Origin of the sequence: Pseudomonas sp. RIT-PI-AD, from assembly GCF_025642785.1 — a bacterium.
GTDB lineage: Bacteria > Pseudomonadota > Gammaproteobacteria > Pseudomonadales > Pseudomonadaceae > Pseudomonas_T.
In genome coordinates, this window is sequence record NZ_JANZKU010000008.1 from 71,757 (window position 1) to 87,737 (window position 15,981).

The 15,981-nt window shown below is 67.9% G+C and carries 9 protein-coding genes; 7 read left to right on the top strand and 2 right to left on the bottom strand.

Going from position 1 to position 15,981, the window contains the following annotated elements; genetic code table 11:
• Positions 1–9: 9 nt before the first annotated feature.
• The 4 genes from OGL92_RS09485 (at position 10) to OGL92_RS09500 (ending at position 10,071) form a co-directional block, all read left to right on the top strand.
• Positions 10–7,806: an Hpt domain-containing protein gene (locus OGL92_RS09485; protein WP_263143170.1), complete on the top strand. Its 7,797-nt coding sequence runs from the start codon at positions 10–12 to the stop codon at positions 7,804–7,806.
• Positions 7,803–8,822: a chemotaxis protein CheB gene (locus tag OGL92_RS09490; RefSeq protein WP_263143174.1), complete on the top strand. Its 1,020-nt coding sequence runs from the start codon at positions 7,803–7,805 to the stop codon at positions 8,820–8,822. The genes OGL92_RS09485 and OGL92_RS09490 overlap by 4 nt, the downstream gene beginning before the upstream one ends.
• A gap of 28 nt (positions 8,823–8,850) precedes the next feature.
• Positions 8,851–9,321, top strand: a complete 471-nt coding sequence (locus OGL92_RS09495; RefSeq protein WP_263143176.1) for a chemotaxis protein CheW — start codon at positions 8,851–8,853, stop codon at positions 9,319–9,321.
• Between the two features lie 219 nt (positions 9,322–9,540).
• A complete protein-coding gene (locus OGL92_RS09500) occupies positions 9,541–10,071 on the top strand; it encodes a ferritin-like domain-containing protein (RefSeq protein ID WP_263143178.1) in 531 nt (176 codons plus the stop codon).
• Positions 10,072–10,145: 74 nt separating this feature from the next.
• Here OGL92_RS09500 and OGL92_RS09505 read toward each other — a convergent pair whose 3' ends face one another.
• Entirely contained in the window at positions 10,146–10,868 is a 723-nt protein-coding gene (locus OGL92_RS09505) for a 16S rRNA (uracil(1498)-N(3))-methyltransferase (RefSeq protein WP_263143181.1), read from the bottom strand.
• Between the two features lie 639 nt (positions 10,869–11,507).
• Positions 11,508–12,914, bottom strand: coding sequence for an adenosylmethionine--8-amino-7-oxononanoate transaminase (locus OGL92_RS09510; RefSeq protein WP_263143182.1), 1,407 nt, complete (start codon positions 12,912–12,914; stop codon positions 11,508–11,510).
• A 118-nt stretch (positions 12,915–13,032) separates the two neighbouring features.
• Here OGL92_RS09510 and OGL92_RS09515 point away from each other — a divergent pair, with 118 nt between their 5' ends.
• From OGL92_RS09515 to OGL92_RS09525, 3 genes are all read left to right on the top strand, one after another.
• The gene (locus OGL92_RS09515; RefSeq protein WP_263143186.1) at positions 13,033–14,520 is read left to right on the top strand and encodes a flavin monoamine oxidase family protein; all 1,488 of its coding nucleotides are present in this window, start codon (positions 13,033–13,035) and stop codon (positions 14,518–14,520) included.
• Positions 14,521–14,726: 206 nt separating this feature from the next.
• Positions 14,727–15,290, top strand: a complete 564-nt coding sequence (locus OGL92_RS09520; RefSeq protein WP_263143188.1) for a cytochrome b — start codon at positions 14,727–14,729, stop codon at positions 15,288–15,290.
• Positions 15,291–15,359: 69 nt separating this feature from the next.
• Complete coding sequence (locus OGL92_RS09525) at positions 15,360–15,932, top strand: YceI family protein (RefSeq protein WP_263143189.1); 573 nt, start codon at positions 15,360–15,362, stop codon at positions 15,930–15,932.
• The last annotated feature ends 49 nt before the right edge of the window (positions 15,933–15,981 follow it).

The following is a 15,981-nucleotide window of genomic DNA, read 5'->3' on the forward strand; positions in this document are numbered from 1 at the left end:
GGAGTCGCAATGGGTGATCGGCACGATTATGTCGCCCTGGAATGGGTCAAGGGCGAGATCGCGGAAACCCTGAAACAGGCCCGTCAGGCCTTAGAGGCGTTCGTCGAGAACACCCAGGACCCGACCCGCATGCGTTTCTGCCTGACCTATATACATCAGGTCCACGGCACCCTGCAGATGGTCGAATTCTACGGCGCGGCCCTGCTCGCCGAGGAAATGGAGCAGCTCGCCCAGGCGTTGATGGACGGGCGCGTGGCCAACCAGGGCGAAGCCCTGGAAGTCATGATGCAGGCGATCCTGCAACTGCCGGTCTACCTCGATCGTATCCAGACCGCGCGCCGCGATCTGCCGCTGGTGGTGCTGCCGCTGCTCAACGACCTGCGCGCCGCTCGCGGCGAGAAGCTGCTGTCGGAGACCAGCCTGTTCTCGCCCGACCTCTCCGGCCGCTTGCCGGCGTTGTCCCACGAATCCCTGGCCCAGCTGCGCACCGCCGAACTGCCGGTGCTGCTGCGCAAGCTGCGGCAAATGCTGCAACTGGCCCTGGTCGGGGTAATCCGCAATCAGGACCTGGCGACCAACCTGGGCTACATGGCGCGGGTGTTCGCGCGCCTCGAATCCCTGTGCAAGGAAGCCCCCCTGGGTCCGCTGTGGCAGATCGCCTCCGGCCTGGTCGAGGGCCTGGCCAACGGCAGCGTGGTGAACGGCACCTCGGTCCGTACCCTGCTGCGCCAGGTGGACAAGGAACTCAAGCGCCTGCTCGACCAGGGCGCCGAGGGCATCAACCAGCCCGCGCCGGAAGAGCTGACCAAGAACCTGCTGTTCTACGTCGCCAAGTCGTCCGCCCAGTCGCCGCGCGTGCGTGCCCTGAAGGAGCGCTACCGGCTGGACGATGCGCTGCCGGATAACGAGGTGGTGGACGAGGAGCGCGCGCGCCTCGCCGGGCCCGATCGCGACGCCATGCGTTCGGTGGTGGCGGCGTTGTGCGAAGAGCTGGTGCGGGTCAAGGACAGCCTGGATCTCTTCGTGCGCAGCGACCGTTCCGGGGTCGCCGATCTGGACGCGCAACTGGCGCCGCTCAAGCAGATCGCCGACACCCTCGCGGTGCTCGGTTTCGCCCAGCCGCGCAAGGTCATTGTCGACCAGATCGACGTGGTGCACAGCCTGTCCCTCGGCCAGCGCGAGCCCAACGACGCGGTGCTGATGGACGTGGCCGGCGCGCTGCTGTACGTCGAGGCGACCCTGGCCGGCATGGCCGGTCCCGCCGAGGAAAGCCGCGGCGAGCAAAGCCACCTGCCGACCACCGACGTGGGGCAGATCCACCAGTTGGTGATCAAGGAAGCGCGCAATGGCCTGGAGCAGGCCAAGGACGCGATCATCGAATTCATCGCCTCGCAATGGAACCACGACCACCTGGCGCGGGTGCCGAACCTGCTGACCCAGGTCCGTGGCGGCTTGGCGATGATCCCCCTGACCCGCGCGGCGACCCTGCTGGAAGCCTGCAACCGCTACATCCAGGAACAATTGCTGGTACGCAAGGCGGTTCCCGACTGGCAGAGCCTGGACACGCTCGCCGATGCCATCACCAGCGTCGAGTACTACCTCGAGCGCCTCGCCGAAGACCACGCCTCCCAGGGCGACCTGATCCTCGACGTGGCCGAGGACAGCCTCCACGCCCTCGGCTACCCGCTCCAGGAAAGACCCTCGATCCTCGACCGCGTGGAGCCCGAGGACGAGTCGCCGGCGCCGTTGGCCGACCCGCTGCAGGACCTCGAAGTGCTCGCGGCCGAAGAAAGCGAACAGATCGAAGCGCTGGCCGCGCCTTCGCCGGAGCCCGTCGCGGAGGCGGGCCAGGACGTCCCGTTGGAGAACGATTTCGCCGAGCCGCTCGCCGGGCCGGAGCCGCTCTGGAGCCTGGACGATATGGCCGAAGCGCCGGCCGAGCCGACTTCGCCCGACTGGGGTTTCGACGAAGCCGACGCCGCCACGCCGGACGAACCCTTCGGCGCCGAGCCCGAACTGTCCCTCGACGCGCCGGCGCTCGAGCCGCTCCCCGAGTTGGACGAGAGCCACCGGGACGTTTCGCTGGATGAAGGATTCGTCCTGGAAGAACTGGACTTCGACGACCCCGAGCAGGCGCCGCAGCCGCTGGACGAAGCGGAAATCGCCGCCCTCGACCTGCCGGAGGTCGAGCTGCCGGATGCGGCGCCCGCCGCGCCGGCGCCAGTCGAAGAGACCGAGCGGCCGCTGTCCATGGCCGACGTGATGGCCGCCCCGGTGCAGTCGATCAACCCGCCCGCCCGCGATGTCCCGCCGAGCCTGCTGCCCCCGCCGGCGGACGAAGAACCGGTGGACGAGGAACTGCTGGACGTCTTCATCGAAGAAGCCAGCGAGGTGCTGGAAACCATCGCCGAATACCTGCCGAAATGGCAGGCCGACGCCGAGGACAAGGAGGCGCTGAGCGAAGTGCGCCGCGCCTTCCACACCCTCAAGGGCAGTGGGCGGATGGTCCGCGCGCTGATCATCGGCGAACTGTCCTGGTCCATCGAGAACCTGTTCAACCGCGTGCTGGATCGCAGCATCCAGCCCAGCGCCGAATTGAATACCGTGGTGAACGACGTGGTCGCGCTGCTGCCGGAGCTGGTCGACGAGTTCGCCGCCAAGGCCCAGCGCCAGCGCGACGACGTCGACCGCCTGGCGGCCACCGCCCATGCCCTGGCCAAGGGCGAGACGCCGCCGGCATTCGACGACGCGGCGCAGCCGGTCGAGCAGGCCCCCGCGCCGGACGCGCCGCCCGAGGCCGAGTCCGTCCCCGAGGCGGATACGCAGTTGCAGCCGACCCTTGCCGCGGAGGCTTCGCTGGCGTTCGCCCCGGAACCCGCGGCGCCTTCCGCCCTCGCGGCCGACGACGACCTCGATCCGCAGCTCCTGGAAATCTTCCGCAACGAGGCCGAGACCCACCTGGATGCGCTGGTCGGTTTCCTCGCCGATTGTGCCCAGCACCTGCCGCAGCCGGTGACCGATTCGCTGCAACGCGCCCTGCACACGCTGAAGGGCAGCGCGCACATGGCCGGCATCCTGCCGATCGCCGAAATCGCCACGCCGCTGGAGAAGATGGCCAAGGAGTTCAAGACCAACCTGGTCGCCATGGACCTGGCCGAGGCGGAATTGCTGCACGACGCCGAACAACTGTTCCGCCTCGGGCTGGAGCAACTGGAGAGCCACCCGCTGGCGCCGATCCCGGGCACCGCCGAGTTGCTCGCGCGTATCCAGCGCTTGCACCAGGAGCGCCTGGAAGCCGCCGAGGCCGCGCGCCTCGGCGAGCAGGGCGAGGCCCGCGATCCGCAGCTGATCTCGATCTTCCTGGCTGAAGGCATGGACATCCTGCTGGATGCCGGCGACCTGCTGCGGCGCTGGCGCGATCATCCGGCGGAGCGCCAGGAACTGGGCGCCCTGCTGGCGGAACTGCACACCCTGGGGCGCGGCGCCGACATGGCCGAGCTGCCGCAGATCGAGGGGCTTTCCCTGGCCCTGCTCGACCTCTACGGCGCCGTGGAAAGCGGCAGCCTGGCGGTCAGCGAGCGCTTCTTCGACGAAGCGGAAAAGGCCCACGAGGCCCTGATCGGCATGATGGACCAGGTCGCCGCCGGCCTGCAGGTCACCCCGCATCCCGAGCGGGTCGCGGCCCTGCATGAGCTGCTGGCGGAAGCCCTCGACCCCGCTTCGCTGGCCCTGCTGGAGCCCGGTGCGGGCATGCAGGTGGAAGAGCTGGACGACCTCGTCGGGTTGCCGGCGGACTGGCAGACTCAGGAGTCGGTCGAGGAGGCGAGCGTCGAAGCGCTCGCCGACGAGCCGACCCTGGCGCCTGCGCAGAGTGTTCCGGCCCCGGAGCCCCTGGACGAGGAGATGGTGGAGATCTTCCTGGAAGAGGCGGTCGACATCCTCGACAGCGCCGGCCAGGCACTCGACCGTTGGCTCGGCGACCCGGAAAACACCCTAGCGCTGTCTTCGTTGCAGCGCGACCTGCATACCCTCAAGGGCGGCGCCCGGATGGCGGTGATCCGTCCGGTCGGCGACCTCGCCCACGAATTGGAGTCCCTCTACGAGGGGCTGATGGACCATCGCTTCAGCTATTCCCCCAGCCTCGCCGGGTTGCTGCAACAGAGCCATGACCGCCTCGCGGTCCTGCTGGAGCACCTGCAGGCGCGCCGGCCATTGGCCGACCCGCTCGATCTGATCGAAGCGATCCGCGCATTCAGGCAGGGGGCCGGCAGCCCTTTTCCGGTAGCGGCAGCGCACCCTGAGGCCGCCAGCGAGCGGCTCCAGGATGAGGAACTGCCGCCGTCGGACCCCCTGCTGGATTCGCGCTCTGAGGCCGAGTCGGACGACGATGCGCTGGGCGCTGTCGAGCGCGACTTAGCCGCCCAGGATGCTCCGAACGGGGCGCCGGCGGACGAGGATTCCCTCGACGCGACCCCGTTGGACATCCAACCCTTCGAGCCGCCGATCCTCGATGACCTGCCGTTGCCGGCCGAGGAAACGCTGGAGACCGGTGCGGAGGACGAAGCCGTCGGCTTCGACGAGCAGCCCCTCGCGGAGGCCCCGACGGACGCCGACGTGGAGGCTGAGGCCGTCGCCGAAGCTGAGTCCGAGGATGTCCTCGCCGACGCCGCGCCCGCCGCGCCCGACCGGCTCCTCGGGCTCGACGAACTGCCCGTGCTGGAACCCGTCGCGGACGATCAGCCGCTGCAACAGGGCCACGACTGGCTGGTGGACTCGACCCTGGAAGAGGTGGCCGATCCCGAGGCCGCGCTGGACGCCGACGACCTGTCGGCCGCACCCGACGAAGCCTCCGAGGACCTCGCCGGCGAACGGGACGCGGAGGCTTTCCCGCCCCTGGATGCCCTGCCGGTGCTGGAAGACACTGAATCCGAGCCCGAGCCCGAGCCCGAGCCCGAGCCCGAGCCCGAGCCGCGTCCCCGCGAGGCGGACGCACGGGTGGTGGAAGACCGTGACCCGGAGCTGGTGGAGATTTTCCTCGAGGAAGGCTTCGACATCATCGACAGCGCCGGCGCGTCGCTGCAGCGCTGGATGGAGGACGTCGATAACAGCCTCGAGCTGGAAGCCCTGCAACGGGATCTGCACACCCTCAAGGGCGGTGCGCGGATGGCCGAGATCCGCGAAATCGGCGATCTCGCCCACGAGCTGGAGTTTCTCTACGAAGGCCTGGGCAATGGGCGCCTGCGCGCCAGCCCGGAACTCTTCAACCTGTTGCAGCGTTGCCACGACCGTCTCGCAGAGATGCTCGAGGCCGTCCGCGCGCAGCGTCCGGTTCCCCACGGCGACGAACTGATCGAGGCGATCCGGGCGTTTCGCGCCAATCCCGACGAACAGCTCAGCGTTCCCTCGAGCATCCACCTGCACCCGGCCGAGGCCGACGAGCGGGACGACGAAGCCGAAGCCGACATTCTCGACATCTTCCTCGAGGAAGCCGATGACCTGCTGGAGTCCATGGAAGGCGCCCTGGGCCGCTGGGAAGAGGCGGGCAAGGATGGCGGCGCCATCGACGACCTGCTGCGCACCCTGCACACCCTCAAGGGCGGTGCCCGTCTGGCCGGCCAGAAGCGCCTCGGCGACCTGAGCCACGCCTTGGAGCAGCACCTGACCGAGGCCCAGCAGCAGGGCGCGCCCTGGCCGGAAAGCCTGGTCATGGACGTTCAGAGCGGCTTCGAGGGCTTGCAGGCCGAGCTGGAGCAGTTGCGCCAGCGCCTCGACGCCAGCGAGCAGGAGCTTCCCGCCGCGGCGGCGGATCTGCCGCCGGAGCCGGTGGCCGTGCAACCGGTGCTCAGCGCGCCCATCGTCGCGGCGGCCAGCAGCGTGCCGGCGCCCAGCGCCGAGGCCAAGGTGCTGCCGTTCATGCGGCGGGCCGAGGAGGCTGCCCAGGAAGCCGCTTCGCGGCGTGCCCCGCAGGAGCTGGTCAAGGTGCCCGCGGAGTTGCTCGAAGGCCTGGTCAACCTGGCCGGCGAAACCTCCATCTTCCGTGGACGCGTCGAGCAGCAGGTCAGCGACTTCAGTTTCACCCTGGGCGAGATGGAAGCCACCATCGACCGGGTGCGCGATCAGTTGCGCCGGCTGGACACCGAGACCCAGGCGCAGATTCTCAGCCGTTACCAGGCCGAGGCCGAGCGCGCCGGCTACGAGGATTTCGACCCGCTGGAGATGGACCGCTACTCGCAGTTGCAGCAGCTGTCACGTGCCCTTTTCGAATCCGCGTCCGACTTGCTCGACCTGAAGGAAACCCTGGCCGCGCGTAACCGCGACGCCGAAACCCTGTTGCTGCAACAGGCGCGGGTCAACACCGAGCTCCAGGAAGGCCTGATGCGTACGCGCATGGTGCCGTTCGACCGCCTGGTGCCGCGCCTGCGGCGGATCGTCCGGCAAGTGGCCGGCGAGTTGGGCAAGCAGGTCGAGTTCGTCGTCGGCAACGCCGAGGGCGAGATGGATCGTTCGGTTCTCGAACGCATCGTCGCGCCCCTCGAGCACATGCTGCGCAACGCCGTCGACCACGGCATCGAAAGTGCCGAGGTGCGCCGCGCCGCCGGCAAGCCCGAGACCGGCACCATCCGCCTGAGCCTGGGCCGCGAAGGCGGCGATATCGTCCTCGCCCTGAGCGACGATGGCGGCGGCATCCGCCTCGACGCGGTGCGCCGCAAGGCCATCGAGCGCGGCATGCTGAACGCCGACTCCGAGCTGTCCGACCACGAGATCCTGCAGTTCATCCTCGAGGCGGGTTTCTCCACCGCCGAGCGTGTCACGCAGATTTCCGGCCGCGGCGTCGGTATGGACGTGGTGCACTCCGAGGTAAAGCAGCTCGGCGGCTCCATGAGCATCGAGTCCACCCCGGGCGTAGGCACCCGCTTCCTCATCCGCCTGCCGTTCACCGTGTCGGTCAACCGCGCGCTGATGGTGCTCTCCGGCGAGGATCTCTACGCCATCCCGCTGAACACCATCGAAGGTATCGTGCGGGTCTCGCCCTTCGAGCTGGAAGCCTATTACCAGCCGGATGCGCCGCGCTTCGAATACGCCGGTCAGGCCTACGAGCTGAAGTACCTCGGCGACCTGCTGAACAACGGCCAGCATCCGAAGCTGGTGGGTCAGAGCCTGCCGCTGCCGGTGATCCTGGTGCGTTCCGCGGAGCACGCCGTGGCGGTCCAGGTGGACAGCCTCGGCGGCTCCCGCGAGATCGTGGTAAAGGGCCTCGGCCCGCAGTTCGCCGGCGTGCCGGGCATTTCCGGGGCGACCATCCTCGGCGACGGCCGTGTGGTGGTGATTCTCGACCTGCTCGCCACCATTCGCGCCATGCACGCGCAGCTGCTGTTCCAGCCCCTGCAGCGCTCGGCCAGCGCCACCGCGTCGGCGGCGGAGTTGGAGCACGAGCGGCCGACCCTGGTCATGGTGGTCGACGACTCGGTCACCGTGCGCAAGGTCACCAGCCGCCTGCTGGAGCGTAACGGCATGAACGTGCTGACCGCCAAGGACGGGGTCGACGCCATCGCCCAACTGCAGGAACGCAAGCCGGACATCATGCTGCTGGACATCGAGATGCCGCGCATGGACGGCTTCGAAGTGGCGACCCTGGTGCGCCACGACGAGCGCCTGAAGGACCTGCCGATCATCATGATCACCTCGCGTACCGGCGAAAAACACCGCGAGCGCGCGATGGCCATCGGCGTCAACGAGTACCTCGGCAAGCCGTACCAGGAATCCCTGCTGCTCGACACCATCCTGCATCTGGTCAAACGTCCATGACAGACAAGTCCGCCGCCCGTATCGCGGTGCTCGCCGACACCTCGTTGCAGCGCCATGTGCTGCAACAGGCGTTGACCGGCAACGGTTATCGCGTGGTGTTGAACAACGACCCGGCGCGTCTCGACGAGGCCGACCTGTCCGCTTGCGAGGCGGACCTGTGGCTGGTCGACCTGGCGCAGTCCGAGGATTCCCCGCTGATCGACAGCCTGCTCGAGCATGCCAGCTCGCCGGTCCTGTTCGGCGAGGGCCATGCGCCGGAGCGCCATTCCGAGCACTACCCGCGCTGGGAGCGACGCCTGTTCGGCAAGCTGAAGCGCCTGGTCGGCGACCCGGCCCAGGCGGTCGGCCCGAGCCTCGACACCCTGCTCGACGAGGCCCAGCGCCCGGCCCGGGTAGAACTGCCACGGGTGCTGGCGGACAGCCCGTTGATCGCCGGCGGACCGGCACGCCAGGTCTGGTTGCTCGCGGCCTCGCTCGGCGGCCCGGCGGCGGTGAAGGCGTTCCTCGACGCCCTGCCCGGCGGCCTGCCGCTGGGTTTCGTCTACGCCCAGCACATCGACCCGGCCTTCGAAGGCGCCTTGCCGCAGGCGGTCGGGCGGCACAGCCAATGGCACGTGAAGGGCGTCCGCCCCGGCGACGCGGTGCGTTGCGGGGAGGTGGTGGTGGTGCCGATCAGCCACGAGCTGACTTTCGGCGAGGAGGGCGCCATGCAGGTCGGCGAGCGCCCCTGGCCGGAACCCTACAGCCCATCGATCGACCAGATGATGCTCAACCTGGCCCAGCACTTCGGCGCGCGTTGCGGCGTGATCGCGTTCAGCGGCATGGGCAGCGACGGCAGCGCGGCGGCGGCCTACCTGCGTCGCCAGGGCGGCGCGATCTGGACCCAGCGCGCCGACAGTTGTGTGTGTTCGAGCATGCCGGACAGCCTGCGTGAAGCGGGCTACAGCAGTTTCAGCGGCGATCCGCGCGAACTGGCCAGCCAACTGGTGAATCATCTGGCGACCCAGTGCGGCTGAGCCGCACGCATCGCCCACAGGACCCCCCATGAGCCAAGCCGTAGTCAATCCGAACACCGCCAATGCCCTCACCGCCCTGCTGGTGCCCCTGGCCGACCGCACCCTGCTGCTGCCCAACGTGGCGGTGGCCGAGCTGATCCCCTACCGGGCGGCGCAGACCAGCGAAGGCATGCCCGACTGGTTCCTCGGCCAGGTGGCCTGGCGCGACCTGCGCCTGCCGCTGCTGTCGTTCGAAGCCGCCTCCGGGGCGCCGGTCAAGACCGGCAGCGCGGCGCGGGTCGCGGTGATCAACGCCCTGGGCGGGCGACCCCATGTGAAATTCCTCGCCCTGCTGGTGCAGGGCATCCCCCGCGCGGTCAAGGTCGGCAACGAACTGGTGCGCGCCAGCGCCGAACTGGCGCCCCTCGAGTTGGACGCGGTGCAACTCGGCGGCGACGTGGTGCGGATTCCCGACCTGGTCGCCCTGGAGCAGAAGCTGGCGGACGCCGGCCTGATCTGACGCCCTCCGTCCAGGCGACATATCGCGTCGCCAGACCCCGATCCTCCATTCGCTCCACGGCGTTCCGCCGGTCGTTCGCGGCCCGGGGCCGCCCGTGGAGGCGCGCTCCAGGGCGGCGCGATAAAACTTTTCCGGGCAGGGGTACTCACACCTCAAGCAAGTCGAGAAACCGGCCGCAGAGCCGGAGTTTTCAACCGGACGAGTCAATGGAGAACGAACATGAACACCACACAACTGACGGATGTACGGACCCTTCGCGAGCGTGCCCGCCGGCACATCGAGAACGGCGCGGTGACCGAAGACTATCGCGCCGACCGGCCCACCGTGCTGCGCCTGCTCAACGAGGCGCTGGCCACCGAACTGGTCTGCTACCTGCGCTACAAGCGTCACTACTTCATGGCCACCGGGCTTAAAGCCAGCGTCGCCGCCGATGAATTCCTCGAGCACGCCGGCCAGGAGCTGGCGCACTCCGACAAGCTCGCCGAGCGGATCATGCAACTGGGCGGCGAGCCGGATTTCAACCCCAACGGGCTGGAGCAGCGTTCCCACGCCGAGTACGTCGCCGGCGAAACCCTGAAGGACATGGTCACCGAGAACCTGGTGGCGGAACGTATCGCCATCGAGAGCTACCGCGAAATCATCGCGTACCTGGGTAACGACGATCCCACCACCCGCCGCCTGTTCGAGGAAATCCTCGCCGAGGAAGAAGAGCACGCGGACGACATGGCGGACATTCTCGAAGACCTCTGAGTCTCGACGCCACAGGAAAAACCGGAGCCCGTCTCCGGTTTTTTATGGCCGGGCGATCGCCTGGGCCAAGGCCCTTATTGGAAATCGCCCCAGAGGTGCTGGACGACGCTGAGGGCCACCACCGGCGCGGTTTCGGTGCGCAGCACCCGCGGCCCCAGGCGCAGGCCGTGGAAGCCGCTCGCGCGGGCCTGGTCCACCTCGGCATCGGCCAGGCCGCCCTCCGGGCCGATCAGCAGCGCCAGGGTGCCGGGGCGCGGATGGCCGAGCAGGGAGTCGGCGAACGGGTGCAACACCAGCTTCAGCTCCGCCTCCACCGCCGCCAGCCAGTCCGCCAGGACCAGCGGCGGGTGGATGATCGGCAAGCGCGAGCGGCCGCACTGTTCGCAGGCACTGATCGCGATCTGCCGCCAATGGGCCAGGCGCTTGTCGGCGCGCTCGTCCTTCAGGCGCACCTCGCAACGCTCGCTGACGATCGGGGTGATCTCGGCGACGCCCAGCTCGGTGGCCTTCTGGATCGCCCAATCCATCCGCTCGCCCCGCGACAGGCCCTGGCCGAGGTGTACCCGCAGCGGCGACTCGGGTTGTCCGTCGAGCCGCTCGCGCAGTTCCACGCAGACGCGCTTCTTGCCCACCTCGACCACCTCGCCGCGATACTCCGCGCCGCTGTCGTCGAACAACTGCACGGCGGCCCCGGCGGCGAGGCGCAGGACCCGCCCGAGGTAATGGGCCTGGGCGTCGGGCAGCTCGTGCTGGCCGAGGGTGAGCGGGGCGTCGACGAAAAAACGGGAAAGGCGCATGGGATCCCTACCGGACTCTGGGGCCGACAGTTTACCGGTTGGCGCCGGGCGTAGGGACAGGGTTGCGAATCGGTCGCTGGCGGGTGGGTGGGTGGTGGATGAAAAGGGCGTCATCCACCCTACGGGAGGCGTGCGTGAGGTGGGGTGTAGGGCGGATGTCGCTTCACCCATCCGCCATCGCGGTGGCGGATGAGTGGTGGATGAAAAGGGCCTCATCCACCCTACGGGAGGCGTGCGTATGGTGGGGAGGTGTAGGGCGGATGCCGCTTCATCCATCCGCCATCGCGGTGGCGGGGTGGTGGATGAAAAGGGCGTCATCCACCCTACGGGAGGCGTGCGTATGGTGGGGTGTTCGTAGGCGGATGTCGCTTCATCCATCCGCCATCGCGGTGGCGGGGTGGTGGATGAAAAGGGCGTCATCCACCCTAGGGGAGGCGTGCGTATGGTGGGGGGGCGTAGGGCGGATGCCGCTTCACCCATCCGCCATCGCGGTGGCGGGGGTGGTGGATGAAAAAGGGCGTCATCCACCCTACGGGGCGTGCGTGAGGTGGGGGCGTAGGGCGGATGTCGCTTCATCCATCCGCCATCGCGACGGCGGGGGTGGTGGATGAACGGAACCTCATCCACCCCACGGAGGGCTCAGCCTGGGTCGCGGTGGTTGGGGTGCAGGTCCAGGCCCACGGTCACGCGGACGGTGTCGCGGGTGGCGAGGTCGATGCCTTCGCTGGCGACCTCGGCGAGGAAGTCGATCTGCTCGGGGGTGATCACGTAGGGCGGCAGGAAGTACACCACGTTGCCCAGCGGCCGCAGCAGGGCGCCGCGTTCCAGGGCGTGCTGGTAGACCCGCAGGCCGCGGCGTTCCTGCCAGGGGTAAGCGGCCTTGGTAGCCTTGTCCTGCACCATCTCGATGGCCAGGGCCATGCCGGTCTGGCGGACTTCCGCGACGTGCGGATGGTCCGCCAGGTGCGCGCAGGATTCGGCCATGCGCCGCGACAGCGCCCGGTTGGCGTCGATGACCTTGTCCTCCTCGAAGATGTCCAGGGTCGCCAGGGCCGCCGCGCAGGCTAACGGGTTGCCGGTGTAGGTGTGGGAGTGGAGGAAGGCGCGCAGGGTGGCGTAGTCGTCGTAGAAGGCCTGGTACACCTCGTCGTGGGTGAGCACGGCGGCCATCGGCAGGTAGCCGCCGGTCAGCGCCTTGGACAGCACCAGGAAATCCGGGGCGATGCCGGCCTGCTCGCAAGCGAACATCGTGCCGGTACGGCCGAAGCCGACGGCGATCTCGTCGAGGATCAGGTGCACGCCGTAGCGATCGCAGGCCTCGCGCAGCAGCCTGAGGTACACCGGGTGGTACATGCGCATGCCGCCGGCGCCCTGGATCAACGGCTCGACGATCACCGCCGCGACCTCGGCGTGGTGCTCGGCGAGGCAGCGCTCCATGTGCGCGAACATGGTCCGCGAGTGTTCTTCCCAGCACATGCCCGGCGGCCGGTGGTAGCAATCCGGGCTGGGCACCTTGAGGGTGTCCAGCAGCAGCGCCTTGTAGGTGTCGGTGAACAGCGCCACGTCGCCCACCGACATCGCCGCGACGGTCTCGCCGTGGTAGCTGTTGGTCAGGGTGACGAAGCGCTGCTTGCCGCTGCGGCCGCTGTTGAGCCAGTAGTGGTAGCTCATCTTCAACGCCACTTCGATGCCGGAAGAGCCGTTGTCGGCGTAGAACACCCGGTCGAGCCCGGCCGGCGTGACCTTGACCAGACGCTCCGACAGCTCGATCACCGGGGAATGGCTGAAACCGGCGAGCATCACGTGCTCCAGCCGGTCGACCTGGTCCTTGATGCGCTGGCCGATCCGCGGGTTGGCGTGGCCGAACACGTTGACCCACCAGGAACTGACCGCATCCAGGTAGCGCTTGCCGTCGAAGTCCTCCAGCCACACGCCTTCGCCGCGGCGGATCGGGATCAGCGGCAGGCGTTCGTGATCCTTCATCTGAGTGCAGGGGTGCCAGAGCACGGCCAGGTCGCGTTGCATCCAGTCGGCATTCTGCTTCATCGGGAGGCTCCTCGTTTTCGAACGCCGAAGCCTATCAGATCGAGACGACGGAATACGTCTGGCCGGCCTGCGGGCGCTATCGTATCCTGCGGCCTCTTTCACGAGGGAGTGGAATTCGATGTCGGCAGGTTGGTTGCGCGCTACCGCGCTGCTCACGATGGGGTTGTTCAGCGCGCTGGCGCTGGGCAAGGACAAACAACCGACAGCGATCGTGATCGGCGGCGGCATGTCCGGGCTCACCGCCGCCTACGAATTGCAGGAAAACGGCTGGCAGGTCACCCTGCTGGAGTCCAAGCCGAGCCTCGGCGGCCGTTCCGGGCTGGCCACCACCGAGTGGATCGGCAGCAGCCGGCTGCAACCGACCCTGCATCACTACCTCGACGAATTCAAGCTGAAGACGGTCGACGCGCCGGAGTATGTGCGGAGCACCGGCTACTTGATCGCGGGCCGCTATTTCTCCGAGGAAGACCTGCTCAAGGCCTCGCCGGACGTCGCCGAAGGCCTGAAGCGCTTCGACAAGAGCCTCGACGAGCTCGCCGCGTCCGTTTCCGACCCGCTCAAGCCGCTGGCCAGCAGCACCCTCAGGACCCTCGACTCGATCAGCGTCAAGCGCTGGCTCGACAAGCTGGCCCTGCCTCCGGTGGCCCGCGCCCTGGTGGACCAGCGCATCCGCTCCCGCTACGACGAGCCGTCGCGGTTGTCGCTGCTCTATCTGGCGCAGCAGGCGCGGGTCTACCGTGGCCTGCCGGACGCCGACATGCGGGCGTCGCGCCTGCCCGGCGGCAGCACGGTGCTGGCCCAGGCCTTCGCCAGCAAGCTGAAGATGGTCAAGACCGATGCGCGGGTCTCGGCCATCGTCCAGGAAAAGGACAAAGCCACGGTGAAGGTCGGCCCCACCGGCTACAGCGCCGACTACGTGGTGCTCACGGTACCGCTCGCCGCCCTCGACAAGATCGCCATGACCCCGGCGCTGTCGCCCTTGCAGCAGCGCGCGCTGAAGGACATCAACTACGGTTGGCGCGACCAGATGCTGCTGAAGTTCAAGAAGCCGGTGTGGGGCAAGACCCGCCTGTCCGGCGAGGTGTACAGCGACCAGGGGCTGGGCATGCTCTGGGTCGAGCCGGCGCTCAAGGGCGGTGCCAACCTGCTGATCAACCTGTCCGGCGACAACGCCCGGCTGATGCAGGCATTCGGCGACAAGCAGTTCATCGACCAGGTGCTGATCCGTTTCGACCGGATCTACCCCGGCGCCCGCGAATTCTTCACCGGCTACGAATTGCGCCGTTACGGCAAGGACCCCCAGGTCGGCGGTTCCTACCTGGCCTATGGGCCGGGCGAAATCAGCCTGTACTGGCGGATGTGGGAAAAACCCCTGGGCCGGGTGATCTTCGCCGGTGAACACACCGACGCCCTGTACCCCGGCACCCTCGAAGGCGCCCTGCGCAGCGGCGAGCGGGCCGCCGAGCAGGCGCAGAAGCTGGTAGCCGGCAAGACCATCGAACCGGCCGAGGAACAGGTCGCCAGCGGCGGGCCGGCACCGGTGGTCAACCAGGCCAAGGCCGGCGAAACCGCGAAGAAAGGGTTCTTCTCCCGCTGGTTCAACTGATCGCCCCACGCCCGGCCGCGTGCCGGGCGGTTTCCCCGCGAAACCCTTCCGACGGTGCGCTCGCCTTGGGCGTACCGGACGCTCCCGCCCCAGGCATCGCCGGCGCAACTATCTGTTTGCTCGATATTTCAAAGCGAAATTTTCCGCTTTAATTCGATAGATTTGCCGCTAGGCTGTACCACTCTCAAACCCGGACATCCTTTTCCATGCAATGGCGCAATTCCCCTACCCGCTATGGTCTGGTCAGTATCCTGCTGCACTGGGTCGTGGCGCTGGTCGTCTTCGGTATGTTCGCCCTCGGCCTGTGGATGGTCGGCCAGGACTACTACAGCCCTTGGTACCGGACCGCCCCGGAAATCCATAAGGGCATCGGCCTGATCCTCTTCGCGGTGATGCTCGCCCGCCTGGCCTGGCGCTTCCTCAGCCCACCGCCGCCGGCGCCGGCCAGCCATGGCCGCCTGACCCGGGTAGGCGCCAAGGCCGGCCACGCGCTGCTCTACCTCGGCCTCTTCGCCCTGATGATCTCGGGTTACCTGATCTCCACCGCCGACGGTCGCGGGATCAGCGTGTTCGGACTGTTCGAGGTGCCCGCCACCCTCACCGCGATTCCCGATCAGGAGGACGTCGCCGGCAAGGTCCACCTGTATCTCGCCTGGGCCCTGGTGATCTTCGCCGGCGTGCATGCCCTGGCCGCGCTCAAGCATCACTTCATCGACCGCGACGCCACTCTGGTCCGCATGTTCGGCCGCGGCGCCAATCATCGCGCTTAAAGAAAACCCGCGATCAACCGTCGTTACTTGATACGCGATTCGTTCACCATCCCGTAAGGAGCTCCACCGATGTTGAAGAAAACCCTCGCCAGCCTGACCCTGGGCGCCGCTCTGTTCGCCGGTCAGGCCATGGCCGCCGACTACCACATCGACAAGGAAGGTCAGCACGCCTTCGTCAATTTCAAGATCAGCCACCTGGGCTACAGCTGGCTGTACGGGACCTTCAAGGACTTCGACGGCGACTTCAGCTTCGATGCCGACAAGCCGGAAGCCAGCAAGGTCAAGGTGACCCTGAAGACCGCCAGCCTCGACACCAACCATGCCGAGCGCGACAAGCACCTGCGCAGCGCCGAGTACCTCAACGTCGAGAAGAATCCGACCGCCACCTATGAGTCCACCTCGGTGAAATCCACCGGCAAGGGCACCGCCGACATCACCGGCAACCTGACCCTGAACGGTGTGACCAAGCCGGTGGTGATCAAGGCCAAGTTCCTCGGCGAGGGCAAGGACCCGTGGGGCGGTTATCGTGCCGGCTTCGAGGGCAACACCATGCTGAAGCTCGAAGACTTCGGCATGAAGGGCCCGGGCCCGGCTTCCCAGGAGCTGGAGCTGATCATCTCCGTGGAAGGCGTACGCCAGTAAGCATCCTGCGGAAATGAAAAACGCCGGCCCTGGGGCCGGCGTTTTTCAT

What these genes read in the sequence shown, in the direction of transcription:
- OGL92_RS09520 (WP_263143188.1), top strand. Translation starts at nt 14,727, where the DNA reads ATGCAATGGCGCAATTCCCCTACCCGCTATGGTCTGGTCAGTATCCTG.
- OGL92_RS09505 (WP_263143181.1), bottom strand. Translation starts at nt 10,868, where the DNA reads ATGCGCCTTTCCCGTTTTTTCGTCGACGCCCCGCTCACCCTCGGCCAG.
- OGL92_RS09490 (WP_263143174.1), top strand. Translation starts at nt 7,803, where the DNA reads ATGACAGACAAGTCCGCCGCCCGTATCGCGGTGCTCGCCGACACCTCG.
- OGL92_RS09525 (WP_263143189.1), top strand. Translation starts at nt 15,360, where the DNA reads ATGTTGAAGAAAACCCTCGCCAGCCTGACCCTGGGCGCCGCTCTGTTC.
- OGL92_RS09500 (WP_263143178.1), top strand. Translation starts at nt 9,541, where the DNA reads ATGAACACCACACAACTGACGGATGTACGGACCCTTCGCGAGCGTGCC.
- OGL92_RS09510 (WP_263143182.1), bottom strand. Translation starts at nt 12,914, where the DNA reads ATGAAGCAGAATGCCGACTGGATGCAACGCGACCTGGCCGTGCTCTGG.
- OGL92_RS09495 (WP_263143176.1), top strand. Translation starts at nt 8,851, where the DNA reads ATGAGCCAAGCCGTAGTCAATCCGAACACCGCCAATGCCCTCACCGCC.
- OGL92_RS09485 (WP_263143170.1), top strand. Translation starts at nt 10, where the DNA reads ATGGGTGATCGGCACGATTATGTCGCCCTGGAATGGGTCAAGGGCGAG.
- OGL92_RS09515 (WP_263143186.1), top strand. Translation starts at nt 13,033, where the DNA reads ATGTCGGCAGGTTGGTTGCGCGCTACCGCGCTGCTCACGATGGGGTTG.